This window comes from Microbacterium sp. CH-015 (assembly GCF_049707015.1).
Classification (GTDB): Bacteria; Actinomycetota; Actinomycetes; order Actinomycetales; family Microbacteriaceae; genus Microbacterium; species Microbacterium aurum.
In genome coordinates, this window is record NZ_JBNAFJ010000004.1 from 231,642 (window position 1) to 244,299 (window position 12,658).

Here is a 12,658-nt window from a genome sequence, read left to right on the forward strand (position 1 = left end):
CCCCCCTCGCTTCCCCCGAGCTGGAGCGCCCCGGAGAACACTCCGGGGCGCTCCGTCGTGCGCGGGGCAGCCGAGGCGGTCAGAGCGCTGCGATGCGCCAGGATCCCGTCGCCGCCGCGCCGGGTTCGAGCACGATGAGGCCCGCGTCGAAGTCGTAGCGGTCGTCGTTGAACGCGTCCGGCGCGCACGTCATCGGCTCGACGGCCAGGCCGATCCGGTGCGCGGGGTTCGCGGCGCCGTCGGGCTGGTCGGCGGTGTGGATCTGCACCCAGGGGAGCTCCTCACCCCACGTCATCTCGACGCCGGTGCCCGACGGATCGGTCACCCGTGCCGCCGCGACGCCGCCCGTGCGGGCGAGTCCGGTGAAGGCGTGGTCGATCTCGACCGCGCCGAGCGTGCGAGGCGTCCGCCAGTCGAAGCGCGAGGAGCCGTCGACCTGCACGAGATCGGTCGGCGCGAGCCGGTCGGCGGTCACCTCGAGGACCTCGGATGCCGGCAGCTCGAACGTCCAGTCGTCCAGGGGCGCGGCGCCCGCGACGAGATAGGGGTGAGGGCCTGTGCCGTACGGCGCGGCATCCTCGCTCAGGTTCGTCGCGACGACGGTCTGGGTGAGCCCGTCGGCGTCGAGCCGGTAGGTCACCTCCACGCGGATCCGCCAGGGATAGCCCGCCTGCGGCACCACCTCGGCGGTGAGCGTCGCGGCATCCGGCCCCGCCTCTGCGACCGCGAAATCGAGCCACGCGACCAGTCCGTGCAGGGCGTGCCCGCGCTGCGGCTCGGTGAGGGAGAGGCGGTACTCCTCCCCCGCGAACGTGTACCGACCGTCGACGACGCGGTTCGGCCAGGGCGCGAGCGTCGCGCCGCGGAACCCGGGGCGCACCTCGTCGGCGTCGAACGGCACGATGAGGTCGCGTCCGTCGTGGGTGAGTGTGCGCAGCGTCGCACCGATGGAGGCGATGTGCGCTTCGTACGCGCCGGAGCGGATGGCGACGGGGGTGCCGGAGACGGGGGTCATGCGCTCCATCCTGCCTGGTGCCGGCGTCACAGCCCCTGAGACCAGGCGGTAGTAGGCCTGATTCCACCGCAGCTCCCGCTGGAAGCCGCGGACCGTGGTGTCCTCGTCGATGACGACGAGCTCGGTCTGCGCCATCTCGGCGAAGTCACGGAACACCTCGATGCCCACGGCCGTCGTCATGACGGTGTGGTGCGCGGCGCCGGCCGCGAGCCAGCACGAGGCGGAGGTCGCGAAGTCGGGCTGCGGCTTCCACACCGCGCGGCCCACGGGGAGCTTCGGCAGGTCGGGCGCGTCGACGTTCTCGACGACGTTGGCCACGAGACGGAACCGGTCGCGCATGTCGCTCATCGCGACCACCAGCGCGGGGCCCGGGTCGGCGGTGAACACGAGGCGGACCGGGTCGTCCTTGCCGCCGATGCCGAGCGCGTGGATCTCGAGCCGGGGCTTCGCGGTCGTCAGCGACGGCGAGACCTCGAGCATGTGCGCGCCGAGGATCTTCTCGTCGCCCGGGGCGAGGTCGTACGTGTAGTCCTCCATGAGGCTCGCCCCGCCGGGGAGGCCCGAGCCCATCACGTTCGCGACGCGCACGAGGATCGCGGTCTTCCAGTCGCCCTCGGCGCCGAACCCGTAGCCCTCGGCCATGAGGCGCTGCACGGCGAGCCCGGGCAGCTGCGTGAGGGCGCCGAGGTCTTCGAAGCTCGTCGTGAAGGCGCCGAAGCCGCCCGCCTCCAGGAACGACCGCAGCCCGAGCTCGATCGCCGCACCGTCGCGCAGCGACTGGTGGCGCTCGGCGCCGGGGCGGAACTTCCTCGTTCGGGGCGAATCGTGTTTACGATAACACGCGCGCGCCGCGGAGGCCAGTGAGAGGGGCGGATGCCGGTTCGTCGAGGGTGCGGATGCCGGAGCCGCCGGCGCGGATCAGGGCTGGGCGCCGGTGGCGACGGGGCGGTCGGGGTGGTTCGACCACTGGCTCCACGAGCCGACGTACAGGGCGGGCTCGTACCCGGCGAGCGTGAGGGCGAGCGCGGCGTGCGCGGCCGAGACACCCGACCCGCAGTAGACCCCGACCTCCGTGTCGCTGTCGACGCCGGCGGCTTCGAACCGCTCGCGCAGCGCATAGTCGTGCAGAAACCGGCCGTCGCTGTCGGTGTTGAGCGCCGTCGGCGCGTTCCGCGCCCCGGGGATGTGCCCCGCGCGCGGGTCGATGGGCTCGGCGTCGCCGCGGTAGCGCTCGGGCGCGCGCACGTCGAGCAGCACGCCCGACTGCGCGAGCGCGGCGGCCTCGTCGATGCCCAACTGCCGCAGGTGTCCCGGATGCAGCGTCACATCGCCCGACTCGGGGGTGTGCGGGTCGCCGGTCGACAGCGGCAGTCCGGCGCTGCGCCAGGCGGCGAGGCCGCCGTCGAGCACGCGGGCGTCGACGCCGGCATCCGTCAGCATCCACCACGCACGGGCCGATCCGAACCCCTGCCAGTCGTCGTAGACCACGACCGTGTCGCCGTCGTCGATGCCCCACCGGCGGGCCGACGCCTGGAACGCGCCCGGGTCAGGCAGCGGATGCCGCCCCTCGCCCGGATCGCCGTGGCGCGCGAGCTCGTCGTCGAGGCTCACGTAGACCGCATCGGGCAGGTGACTCTCGCGGAACGCCGGCAGGCCGTCGGGCTCGTCGAGGCGCCACCGCACGTCGAGCACGACCGGCGGGCGGTCCGACAGGCGCAGTTGGGCGAGCTCGGCGACGGCGATCAGCGGAGTGGGAGCGGTCATGGCCTTACGCTACTCGCGCGCAACGCGCCGTTGCGTGGCGGCAGCGGTGGGCAACTCCTTCGATGTTGCGCGAGCTCCCGCATCGGATCCCGCGTTTCCGGGGCTCGCGCGCAGTGGTCGCGACGGATCGAAGGAGTTGGACACGCATGGGGTCGCGCGCCGCCGCTCCCTGCGCGGCCATGACGACGCCCCAAACCGGCAGGATCCCCGCCGCGACGCCGGTCGCCGATCAGCTGCAGGACGGCGCTCACGTCGCCGACCCCACGATCTCGGCCCGGGCGGGGCGCCCGCGCTTGGGCTTCTCGGTCGACAGCTCGAGCGCCAACGCGTGCTGCGGGTGCAGCGCGAGGCGCTGCTCGGTGTGGTCGAGCCAGCGCACCTCGGCCTCCGCGGCGAAGATCATCGAGTCCACGACGAGCGACCACGCGAGCTCTTCGGGAGAGTCGACGCCGGCGCCGGCGTACTTCGCACGGTTGAGCTCCTGCAGCTGGCGCAGCGATGCCGCGCGCTGGGTCTGGATGACGGCGGCGACATCGACACCGGGCAGGGTCGCAGCGACCGCGAGCTTGATCGCGAGCTCGTCGCGGGTTCCGCCCGACCGCTCGACCGGCGCGGCCCACCACTGCTGGACCTCGGACGAACCGGCATCCGTGATCTCCCAGTACACGTGCCCCTGCTCGTCGACCTCGCCCTTGGCGACGAGGCCGTCGCGCTCGAGGCGGTCGAGCGTGTTGTAGATCTGCCCGACGTTGAGCGGCCAGGTCGAGCCGGTGCGACGGTCGAACTCCGCCCGCAGCTGGTAGCCGTAGCAGGGCCCCTGATCGAGGATGGCCAGAAGGCTCTGTCGTACCGACATCCACGTCTCCCTCGTGCCCCGGGGTGCATACCGGGTATTGCGTTACCGAGTATATGCATACTCGGTATGGTTCCCCGGTCTTGACGCGGCGGCGCGTCGTCGAGCACACCTGTTGCCGTCGAGCGCGCCGGTTACCGGCGGGCAGCAACCGGCCCGTTCGGCGACAACGGGCCCGGTCGGCGAGGTGGAGCGGCGAGAGGATGCCGCGGGTCAGTCTGCGCGCAGGCGCACGGCGAGCGCGGCGACGGTGCCCACAGCGGCCCCGACGAGGGTGTCGACGACGCGCTCGAGCGCGAGCGGGAGCGACGCGCTGTCGCCCGTTGCGGCACCGATGATCAGCAGCACGAGCGGCGTGATGAACACGAGTGCGAGCGCGTAATGGCGCACGACGACCAACTCGATCACGAACTGCAGTCCGCCGAGGACGAGCCCCAGCGCCCACACCGGCAGCGGCAGGAACGCGAGGGCGAGGTATGCGGCCGCGCCCACGACGGTGCCGACGGTGCGATGGATGCCACGCACCGCGGCATCCCGCCGCCCGACCGGCAGGCCGACGACGGCGATGCCCGCGCAGACGATCCAGTACGAGCGGTCGGGGTCGACGACCACGGCCGCACCCACCCCGACGACCGCGACGATCGCGGCGCGCACGGTCAGGGTGCGGGCGACCGCTCCCCACCGGCGCGGGAACAGCTCACGCAGGGGCCGCACCGGCTCGCGCCGGTAGCGCGGCAGCGCGAGCGGCGCGACGACGAGAAGACACGCGAACACCGACGACGCCGCGACGAGCGCGAGGTACACCCACGGGTCGACAGCGCGCTGCCCGCCCGCGTGCACGCTCGTCACCTGCGCCGACAGTCCGAACACGAGCACGAAGAACACCGGCCCGGGCGGGCCGAGCGAGATCCACCCGGCGACCGCCGCGGAGAGGATCGTGACCACCAGGACGCCGATGAGCGCCGCGATGGTTCCGCCCGCAGCGGCGAGGGTCCCCGCCGCCGCGCACGTCGCCAGGGCGAGCGCCACCAGGGGCGCGAATCGGGCCCGCTCGCGCGGGCGCAGCCATCCGCCGTAGATGACCGTGAAGGCGCCGGTGGCGGCCAGCAACGCGATCGACGCATGTCCGGATGCCGCGAGCACCACGATGGGCACGGCCATCGCGAGCCCGGCCTGCAGCGCCAGCGGCCAGCGCCGGCCGCGCGCGGGGCCGAAGGTCGTCAGGCTCCGCGCGACGTGCGCTGCCTCGGCGCGCACCCGCGCGCGCAGCGTCGGGTCGTCAGAGGTCACCCCTCCATTGTCGCGCCCCGGCGCGGCGCCCCCGCGCCAGGAGAACGGCGCCCGGGACAAGCGTCAGAGCAGCATCCCGAACACGACGGTGTCGGGCGCCTCCTCGAGCGGGGTGAAGCCCAGCCGCCGGTAGAACGCGATCGCACCGGGATTCGCCGTCGACACCCCGAGGTGCACTCCGGGCACCCCGGCCTCGCGCAGCGCGTCGAGGAACGTCTGCATCAGCCGTCGCCCCCAGCCCGCGCCCTGCGCGGCGGGCAGCAGATCGATGTGCAGCTCCGCCGGGTACGTCCGCGCCCACGCCAGCGCCCCGGCATCCGCCGCACCCGCACCCGCACCCCCGGCATCCGCCGCACCCTCGTCCCCAGCATCCGCCGCACCCGCATCCCCGCGCACGTCGGCGTAGCGGACGAGCATCGCCTCCGGCCCGTCGGCCGCGACCTCCGCCGGGCGGCGCGACGGCCACCACTCGTCACGGAACCAGCGGTCGAACGCGACCGCGTCGTCGGTGCCCAGCACATAGCCGATCGGCTCGTCAGCGTCGGTGACGACGACGAACGCCAGATCCGGATGCCGCACCGCATACGGCATCGCGAACACATCACCCCACAGCCGGTCGTCGGTGTGAGTCGCGTCGCTGTCTGGCCGAGGATTCGCGGTGCTTAGTGGCCGATCAGCAGGGCTTCCCTGGCGGCGTCGACCAGCTCGGGGGTGAGCGTGGGGATGTCGTTGAGGCTTTGGATGCGTTCGATCTGGGTAGTGAGGCGGTCCACGAGCCGGAAGTTGCCGGCGGTGATGCGGACGATCGTGGCGATCGCGGTGGCGTGGGCGATGCCGCCGTCCGGGGTGTCCGCGGCTGCGGGTAATCGGTTGGTGAGGACGGCGGTGAGTTCGTCGGGGGTGAGGGGTCGGTATTCGTGGGCGAAGCCGATGCGGCTGTAGAGCTGGGGGTAGCGGGCGAGGCGTTTCTCGATGCCGGGCATGCCGATGAGGATGACGCCGATCTGGTGGCGGTCGAAGTAGTCGCGCACTTGTTCTAGGCCTGTGGTTTTGAGGCGGTCTGCTTCGTCGATGATCAGCAGTTCGGTGCGGCCGGAGGATCGGGATTCGACGTTGACGTAGGGGTCAACGAGTCCGTGTTCGGCGTAGTCGAGCGCGTAGGAGATCGCTTGGCACGCTCGCGGCAGGCCGACGTCGATCTGCCGGACGGTCGCGGCGACAGTGGGGGTGAAGATCGCGGTGCGCGCTTCGAGCACGCGTGGGGGTACGGGGCCGAGGTCGTCTGTGACGAATGCTTGCCATTGTTCCCAGTCGTCGGCGCCGGCGTAGTGGCGCGCGGAGAGGGTCTTGCCGACGCCGGGTGGTCCCCAGCAGAGGCCGATGTAGCGGTGGGCGCGGACGGTGTCCGCGAACTCCGTGAAGCGCCGGTGTTCTCGGGTGCTGTGGAAGGGCGGCAGCTCGGGGCGGGGTGGGGCGCTGTCGTTGATCTCACCGAACTCGCCGGTGAGGAAGCGGCGTCCGTCATCGCCCTTCTGGGAGATGAGGGTGTGCTTGGGGTTAATCGGTCGCATAGAGCCGGAGTCCGTGTCGTGGTGGCGTGGGTTCGGGTGGCGCCGACGCCGGTGCCGGCTCCGGGTCGGCGGTCTCGGTGGGCGGGAGGTAGCGGGTGTCGTCGGGGAGTGCGTCGGCGAGGCTGCGGCGCTGGCGGAGTTGCTGCTTCAGCGCGTGACGGCGCTGCGCCCGGGCGGTCTGGAGCTGTTCGAGGGAGATTTCGTCGGCGGCGAGTTCCGGGGCGATCGCTCGACAGAGGAACGCATCGTTGAAGTAGACGCGGATCTCGCCCACGTCGCGCGGGTTGAAGCGCACGGTGACCTGTTCACCGACGTACGCGGCGAGGACGGGCGACACATACCGGGTGGACGCGAACTGGATCCCGTCGCGTTGCACCTTTCGCGTCGTCGCGGCAGTGAGTAGCAGCAGGTCGAGCTCGTCGGAGCTGGCCGGGGTGCGCGGGATGAACCCGGACGCGGCCCACCGGGTCGCCGGAGCTTCGCGGGTCTCGGAGTGCGGCCGCGCGTTGTACTCCTCGACGATGAAGCGCTCGAGGATCGCGTCGAGCTGCTCCATCGTCAGCGCCGGAGGAGATGTCGGCGTGCCGTTGGTGCCATATGGGATGTGCCCGGGCAGGTGCGGGAGAAGTTGGGTGGTGATCGTGCCGTAGAACCGTTCGATTTTCCCGCGACCCTGCGGGACACCGACACGGGAATGGATGAGACGGATGTGCGTGTCCAGGCAGACCCGCTCGAGCCGGGCCGACGTGAAGTCGGAGCCGTGATCGCTGTAGAGCACATCGGGGAGGCCCATCACGGGCCACGCCGGGTTGGTCTTGCGGTTGATGGCCTGGTGCAGGGCCAGAGCGGTGCGTTCCGCTGTCGGCGCGCCGAGGAAGAGCGTGTAGCCGGCGACGGCGCGGGAGTAGTCATCGAGCACGATCGTCAGCCACGGCCGAACCGGTTCCCCCTTTTTATCGAGGATCGCGACGTCCAGGAGCGTGTGGTCTGCCTGCCACTGTTCATTCGGTCCAGTCGCGGTGCGGCGGTAGACCAGCTCGAACCGGTCCCGGTAGGCGGCGTCCCCGTGCTGCGCCAGGGTCCGCAGTCCCGGGTCGATCGCGGCGATCACCGCTCGGACTGTGGAATAGCTCGGCGCGGGCACCCCTCGATCCTGAGCGAGCCCACTCACGCGGCGGTGGATGAACGCGGCGGTCGGTTCCGGGCGGCGCAAGGCCAGCGCCTGGATCGCCTCGACAAGTTCTGCCGAGGTTCGTTGTCGCCCCTTGTCGGCGCGAGCACGTCGCTCGAGACCGGCGCTGGTGGAATGTGTTCGGTACTGCTTAGCCCAGCGGCTTAGCGTCCGCACTGGCACACCGGCCGTTGCGGCGAGCCGTGTCCAGGGGACGCCCTCGTCGTGTTGGCGCAGGAGTGCGAGCTTCGCGTCGACCGTCCACTGCGCCATCGCATCTCACCGCCTCACGCGCGCCCGGCGTCCTCGGTGAGGTGGCGGTAGATGGTGCCGCGGGAAACACCGAACGTCTCGGCGATCTGTTGCACCGTGTAGCTCTTCTGCTCATACATAGCGCGCGCCTGCTTCGCCTTCGTCGGCGTCATCTTGAACCGACCACCACCCTTCCGGCCGCGGGCGCGCGCCGCGGCGAGGCCGTCGTGGGTTCGTTCGACGATGAGGTCGTGTTCGAACTCCGCGATCGCGGCGAGCATGTGGAAGAACAGCCTTCCACCCGGCGTGGTCGTGTCGATGCCCTGCGACAGCGCCTTCAACCCCACCCCGCGCAGCTGCAGCCCATCGACGACCTCCTTGAGGTTGCGCACGGATCGGCCGAGGCGGTCGAGTTTCGTCACGACGAGCGTGTCTCCGTCCCGGAGGTACTCCAGCGCATCGGTCAGCGCCGGCCGGCGGGCAAGGACACCGGAGGCATGCTCGACGAAGATTTTGTCGCAGCCGGCGGCTCCGAGCGCGTCGGTTTGAGCGTCGGGATTCTGATCCCGAGTCGAGACGCGCGCGTATCCGATCGAAGCCATGCCTAAATGTATCGCGAACGTGGGTGGCGGTACATAGGTCTCGGACACGGCCCGTGATACACCGACACGCCATGCCACGACCTGGGGGCCGCCGTGTTCCACGGACGACCGTTCTTAGCACGCGTGTATCGTCATCGCCATGACCGACCTGCGCATGATCCGCTCGCCGCGACTCAACCACGCTGAATACGCCGATGCGGCCATCGTTCGCACCAACCAAGAGGTTGTCTTCATGGCTGGCTTGTGTCCGCTTGATGGGGGCGGCCAGGTGGTTGCGCGAGGCAACATCGCAGCTCAGACCCGTCAGGCTCTTGCGAACATGGACGAAGTATTGAGCCGCTGTCGCGTCGAACTTGAGGACGTTGCCTTCCTCCGCGTGCTCGTGGTCGCAACGGCCCCTGAGCATTTAGGTACCGCTTGGACGGAGGTGCGGGACCACTTTGGGGACCATGATGTCCCCTCGACCCTCCAAGGAGTTTCGGTGCTGGGCTACTCGGGACAACTCGTCGAGATTGAACCGATCGCGGTCCGCTCGCCGCTCTAACCATCGATTGCCTGACGCCTCTGAGACTGCATTTTGGACGCCCTCGTAACGTGGATCGAGCGACTCGTAGAGCTGCCAGGACTCCGCCACAAAGCGCTGCGATCGACACGAATGCTCATCGCCGTGAACCGATAGCATCGGGCGGGTGACCAAGACCCCCGACCTTCACAAGCCCGTCGACGCCTACGTCGCGGCGCAGCAGCGCGTCATCGACCACTGGTGGGCGATCCAGGCGCAGGCGGATGTGCTCGGCCAACCCGCGCTGCACGCCACCTCTGAGGCCACGTTGAGCGCCTGCGCCACCAACTGGGAGTCGTTCCGGACCGACTGGCATATACGAGCCATCGCCTGCGACGCGACCCAGTTCCGCGCCTGGGTGACCGCCCGCGTGGTCGACGCCGCGAAGTCTGACGAGAAGGTCAAGGCACTGATCGAGGGTGTCCAGGCGGACCCCGAGGGCCGCTTCGAGGTTGCGCTGCCCAAGCACCCGACGATGGCACGGGTCGCGGGAATGCTCGACCCCAACGACTACAACCTCACCTTCAAGGACCAGCGGACCTCGAATGACAAGGCGACCAAGCACCTAGTGCCGAGCCTGGCTGCGCTGCCAAAGTCGCTGGATTTCTTGGACTGGAAAGTCCTTGCGATCATGGTCGCCACCCGCAATGCCATTGCTCACGGGTCGGTCGGCTCGATGGCGTACTTGAAAGGGGCGATGAACGATATCGCGGGGGTTCACGACAAGCAGATAGCAGCGTTAGGGCGGCGGGACCGCAGCGTGCCTCGCGCGGGAATCGGGCGGTATCTGACAGTGACGCCTGCGAAGCCGCCCGGCCAGCTACCAGGAACGGTGTGGCAGCCGCGAGTCATCACGATCTGCGAGCGGGTGCGGGACATGGGGGCGAAGTTCCGCCCCTGAGGCTCGGCGTTTGGCCCTCATCAAAGACCGCTGCAACTGCGAGGCGCCGGATGGCAGGAGTGCCCAAGGCTGAGGATCTCGAGATCGATCTTCTGAGGAGCAGAGGTCCGCGCCCCAACGATGTCGGCCCCGAGCTGGATGCCACTCAGCGTCACCAGAAGCCCGCCATGTATCGCTGCCAGTCACAGACGTCGGCGCCGACGTCGGCCGCGGCGTCCCGGAAACGATCAGTTTCGAGCTATTGCGGGAACCTACAAACGAGCGCCACTACCGTGAACACATGCCCCTCGCGCTTATCACCGGAGCTGCCCGCGCCAACAGCATCGCCGCCGGAATCGTTCCCAGACTCTCCGCAGACGGGTGGGAGGTCGTCACCAGCGACCTCGACACGGGCGACTACCCGTGCGATCTGTCAGACGCCACGGCGCCGACCGCCCTCATCGAGCAAATCGTGCGCGATCGGGGACCGCTTTCAGCTCTCGTGTTGAGTCACGCCCACGACGTCGAAACCGGCATCCTCGACACCACGGCCGAGAGCTTCGACGAGCACGTCGCTGTCAACGCTCGGGCGTCGCTCTTACTCATCGCCTCGTTTGCTCGTCAAGTTGGTCCGGCCGGCGGCGCGATCGTCGCGTTCACAAGCGATCACACGACCGGAAATCTGCCCTACGGCGCATCCAAGGGCGCACTCGATCGGATCGTCATCTCCGCCGCCCGTGAACTCGGCCCGCGACTGATATCCGCCAACGTCGTCAACCCCGGCCCGATAGACACAGGGTGGATGGACGACGAGACACGCACGACAATGACGGCGTACCACCCACTGGGCCGAACCGGAACACCAAAGGACATCGCCGGAGTCACCGCATTCCTGCTATCCGACGAAGGCCGGTGGATTAGCGGCCAGCTCCTCCACACCGACGGTGGATTCTCGGCACGTTTCTGAGTGCCGTCCCGAAACTCAGTCCCGATAATTCCAACGCCCAGAACCGGGCGCAGTTCTGGCACAGAGTTACGGACGAACAGCCCGCCGCGGCCCAGAAACGATCGTATGCGACACGGCCGCCGCTAGAAGGGGAAGGTGAGTTCGGCTAGTCTTTTCCGTACGAACGTACGGTGGAAGGGTCTGGATGCCGAAGCGAGTGGATCATGAAGAGAAGCGCGATGCCATCGGGCGAGCCGTCTGGGCGGTCCTCGACGAGGACGGTCTTATGGGGCTCAGCATCCGATCTGTTGCATCACGGGCAGGCATGCCTGCGTCGACGCTGCAGTACTTCTTCGCGACGAGGGAGGACCTCATCTCCCACGCTCTGCAGTTGGCCATCAAGGAACAGCAGGACCGGATCGACGCCGAGGCACCAGGTGACAGTCTCGCGAAGCAGGTCGAAGACGCCCTGTGCAGTGTTCTGCCGCTTGATGACGCCCAGCGAGTGGAAGCCCAGGTCTGGTTCAGCGCTTTGGCGAGCCTACGGGGCGCAACTCATCGAAAAGTGCTCGACGACGCCGAGGCAGGGCTGGACCATCTTGCTCGGTGGGCCGTCGAAGTGGTCGTCGGCCGCGACGTCTCCGGCGAAGCGGTGCGGTTACGAGCTTTCATAGATGGTCTCGCTCTGAACGCGCTGTCCCGTCCTGGTGTCTTCACGCCGAGCGCCCTGCGCGGACACGTGCGGTCGTATCTCCAGGATCTGGGCGCGCGGCATCCAGCCGTCACCCCGCTGGGCAGCACAGGCGAGAGGGATTCTGCATGAATGAAATCAGTGCTCGACGACGAACGACACTGCTGGCAGGAGCAGTCATCGGCTCCTTCGTCATCGCCCTCTCAGTGTGGATTCTTCCCAACCCGGTTCGGTTCCTGGAGTCGATGGGCCAGCCATCCGAGGTGCCAGCCCTGGGCTGGATCCTCGCAGTCGTCGTTGCAATCACCTACACCGCTTACACGCTGTGGGCCGTTCCGACCGTCCGAACTATCGCGATCGAATGGTCTCGGTTCCGGCTCCTCGCCATTCCACTTGCGCTGCTGTCCGGAGTGTTGGAAGAGATGTTCTTCAGACGCGTCGTGATGGACACGCTGGCCGGCAACGGGGTGCCGCTGCTGCTGCAGATAGTCCTATCGGCGGCACTGTTCGCTGTCGTCCATGGCGTGTGGGTGCTGTTCGCCAAGAGCTGGCGAATCGCAACACCTGTCCTCTGCTCCACTTTCGCGCTCGGGGTGCTGCTCTCTCTGGTCTATGTGGCATCAGACCGGGTGATCATTCCCGCCATCCTCACCCACGTCGCGATCAACCTCGTCATCGAGCCTGGGCTTCTCCATCACGCCACGCTGCGCGCCACGCGACCCGCGGCCAGCTGAACGGCAGGGAACGGCTCGCGACGCCAAGGACCGTACCCTTCAAGGGTTTGCCTGCGATGGGCGCAACATTTAGCACTGCCGAAAGTCGGCCAGTTACCGCCGCAACTCACACGGTCGTCGGACAGGACACCGCGCGCGTCCTGTCCGTTCGCCGCGGTCCGGGCGCAGATGTCCGACAGCGCGGCGGCATCCCCCGCGGTCTCCCCGGCGATGCCCGGCCGGAACGGACGGATCCCGGCGGTCATCTGCATCGTGTCTCCCTGCTCGATGATCTCCCACGGTAGACGAGGAGTTTCAGCGACGGCGTGAGGGCGCGGCGGGTGGGCG

At 69.0% G+C, this 12,658-nt stretch carries 13 protein-coding genes and 2 pseudogenes; 5 read left to right on the forward strand and 10 right to left on the reverse strand.

Annotated features, from left to right (window positions below):
* Nucleotides 1–79: 79 nt before the first annotated feature.
* The 9 genes and pseudogenes from ACPYN4_RS08985 to ACPYN4_RS09025 all read right to left on the reverse strand — a co-directional run bounded on the left by ACPYN4_RS08985 (nt 80) and on the right by ACPYN4_RS09025 (nt 8,518).
* A complete protein-coding gene (locus tag ACPYN4_RS08985) occupies nt 80–1,024 on the reverse strand; it encodes an aldose 1-epimerase family protein (RefSeq protein WP_424446189.1) in 945 nt (314 codons plus the stop codon).
* A gap of 24 nt (nt 1,025–1,048) precedes the next feature.
* Nucleotides 1,049–1,822, reverse strand: a pseudogene (locus tag ACPYN4_RS08990) (L-arabinose isomerase family protein); the annotation flags it as partial.
* A gap of 111 nt (nt 1,823–1,933) precedes the next feature.
* Entirely contained in the window at nt 1,934–2,779 is an 846-nt protein-coding gene (locus tag ACPYN4_RS08995) for a sulfurtransferase (RefSeq protein ID WP_424446178.1), read from the reverse strand.
* Nucleotides 2,780–3,026: 247 nt separating this feature from the next.
* Nucleotides 3,027–3,635, reverse strand: a complete 609-nt coding sequence (locus tag ACPYN4_RS09000) for a PadR family transcriptional regulator (RefSeq protein WP_424446179.1) — start codon at nt 3,633–3,635, stop codon at nt 3,027–3,029.
* A gap of 210 nt (nt 3,636–3,845) precedes the next feature.
* On the reverse strand, nt 3,846–4,922 hold the full coding sequence (locus tag ACPYN4_RS09005) for an FUSC family protein (protein ID WP_424446180.1): 1,077 nt from the start codon (nt 4,920–4,922) through the stop codon (nt 3,846–3,848).
* A gap of 63 nt (nt 4,923–4,985) precedes the next feature.
* Nucleotides 4,986–5,513, reverse strand: coding sequence for a GNAT family N-acetyltransferase (locus tag ACPYN4_RS09010; protein ID WP_424446181.1), 528 nt, complete (start codon nt 5,511–5,513; stop codon nt 4,986–4,988).
* A gap of 71 nt (nt 5,514–5,584) precedes the next feature.
* The gene (locus ACPYN4_RS09015) at nt 5,585–6,493 is read right to left on the reverse strand and encodes an AAA family ATPase (protein WP_239281525.1); all 909 of its coding nucleotides are present in this window, start codon (nt 6,491–6,493) and stop codon (nt 5,585–5,587) included.
* Nucleotides 6,480–7,604 (reverse strand): Mu transposase C-terminal domain-containing protein, encoded by a 1,125-nt coding sequence (locus tag ACPYN4_RS09020; RefSeq protein ID WP_239281527.1) that lies wholly within the window; start codon nt 7,602–7,604, stop codon nt 6,480–6,482. Before ACPYN4_RS09020 ends, ACPYN4_RS09015 begins: the two co-directional genes overlap by 14 nt.
* Before the next feature lie 347 nt (nt 7,605–7,951).
* Nucleotides 7,952–8,518, reverse strand: coding sequence for a recombinase family protein (locus ACPYN4_RS09025; protein ID WP_239281573.1), 567 nt, complete (start codon nt 8,516–8,518; stop codon nt 7,952–7,954).
* A gap of 139 nt (nt 8,519–8,657) precedes the next feature.
* Between ACPYN4_RS09025 and ACPYN4_RS09030 the strand changes: the two genes are divergently transcribed.
* The 5 genes from ACPYN4_RS09030 (at nt 8,658) to ACPYN4_RS09050 (ending at nt 12,331) form a co-directional block, all read left to right on the forward strand.
* On the forward strand, nt 8,658–9,062 hold the full coding sequence (locus ACPYN4_RS09030) for a RidA family protein (RefSeq protein ID WP_239281529.1): 405 nt from the start codon (nt 8,658–8,660) through the stop codon (nt 9,060–9,062).
* 145 nt (nt 9,063–9,207) lie between these two features.
* Entirely contained in the window at nt 9,208–9,981 is a 774-nt protein-coding gene (locus ACPYN4_RS09035) for a hypothetical protein (RefSeq protein ID WP_239281531.1), read from the forward strand.
* A gap of 280 nt (nt 9,982–10,261) precedes the next feature.
* On the forward strand, nt 10,262–10,927 hold the full coding sequence (locus tag ACPYN4_RS09040) for an SDR family oxidoreductase (protein ID WP_141381528.1): 666 nt from the start codon (nt 10,262–10,264) through the stop codon (nt 10,925–10,927).
* 184 nt (nt 10,928–11,111) lie between these two features.
* On the forward strand, nt 11,112–11,729 hold the full coding sequence (locus ACPYN4_RS09045) for a TetR/AcrR family transcriptional regulator (RefSeq protein ID WP_239281533.1): 618 nt from the start codon (nt 11,112–11,114) through the stop codon (nt 11,727–11,729).
* Nucleotides 11,726–12,331 (forward strand): CPBP family intramembrane glutamic endopeptidase, encoded by a 606-nt coding sequence (locus ACPYN4_RS09050; RefSeq protein WP_239281534.1) that lies wholly within the window; start codon nt 11,726–11,728, stop codon nt 12,329–12,331. Before ACPYN4_RS09045 ends, ACPYN4_RS09050 begins: the two co-directional genes overlap by 4 nt.
* Here ACPYN4_RS09050 and ACPYN4_RS09055 read toward each other — a convergent pair.
* Nucleotides 12,292–12,658 (reverse strand): annotated as a pseudogene (locus tag ACPYN4_RS09055) (hypothetical protein); the annotation flags it as partial. The gene ACPYN4_RS09050 and the pseudogene ACPYN4_RS09055 sit on opposite strands and share 40 nt — an antisense overlap.

Coding starts and splice junctions, on each gene's coding strand:
- ACPYN4_RS09025 (WP_239281573.1), bottom strand. CDS start 8,518: ATGGCTTCGATCGGATACGCGCGCGTCTCGACTCGGGATCAGAATCCC.
- ACPYN4_RS09050 (WP_239281534.1), top strand. CDS start 11,726: ATGAATGAAATCAGTGCTCGACGACGAACGACACTGCTGGCAGGAGCA.
- ACPYN4_RS09030 (WP_239281529.1), top strand. CDS start 8,658: ATGACCGACCTGCGCATGATCCGCTCGCCGCGACTCAACCACGCTGAA.
- ACPYN4_RS09000 (WP_424446179.1), bottom strand. CDS start 3,635: ATGTCGGTACGACAGAGCCTTCTGGCCATCCTCGATCAGGGGCCCTGC.
- ACPYN4_RS09015 (WP_239281525.1), bottom strand. CDS start 6,493: ATGCGACCGATTAACCCCAAGCACACCCTCATCTCCCAGAAGGGCGAT.
- ACPYN4_RS08985 (WP_424446189.1), bottom strand. CDS start 1,024: ATGGAGCGCATGACCCCCGTCTCCGGCACCCCCGTCGCCATCCGCTCC.
- ACPYN4_RS09040 (WP_141381528.1), top strand. CDS start 10,262: ATGCCCCTCGCGCTTATCACCGGAGCTGCCCGCGCCAACAGCATCGCC.
- ACPYN4_RS09010 (WP_424446181.1), bottom strand. CDS start 5,513: ATGCCGTATGCGGTGCGGCATCCGGATCTGGCGTTCGTCGTCGTCACC.
- ACPYN4_RS08995 (WP_424446178.1), bottom strand. CDS start 2,779: ATGACCGCTCCCACTCCGCTGATCGCCGTCGCCGAGCTCGCCCAACTG.
- ACPYN4_RS09045 (WP_239281533.1), top strand. CDS start 11,112: ATGCCGAAGCGAGTGGATCATGAAGAGAAGCGCGATGCCATCGGGCGA.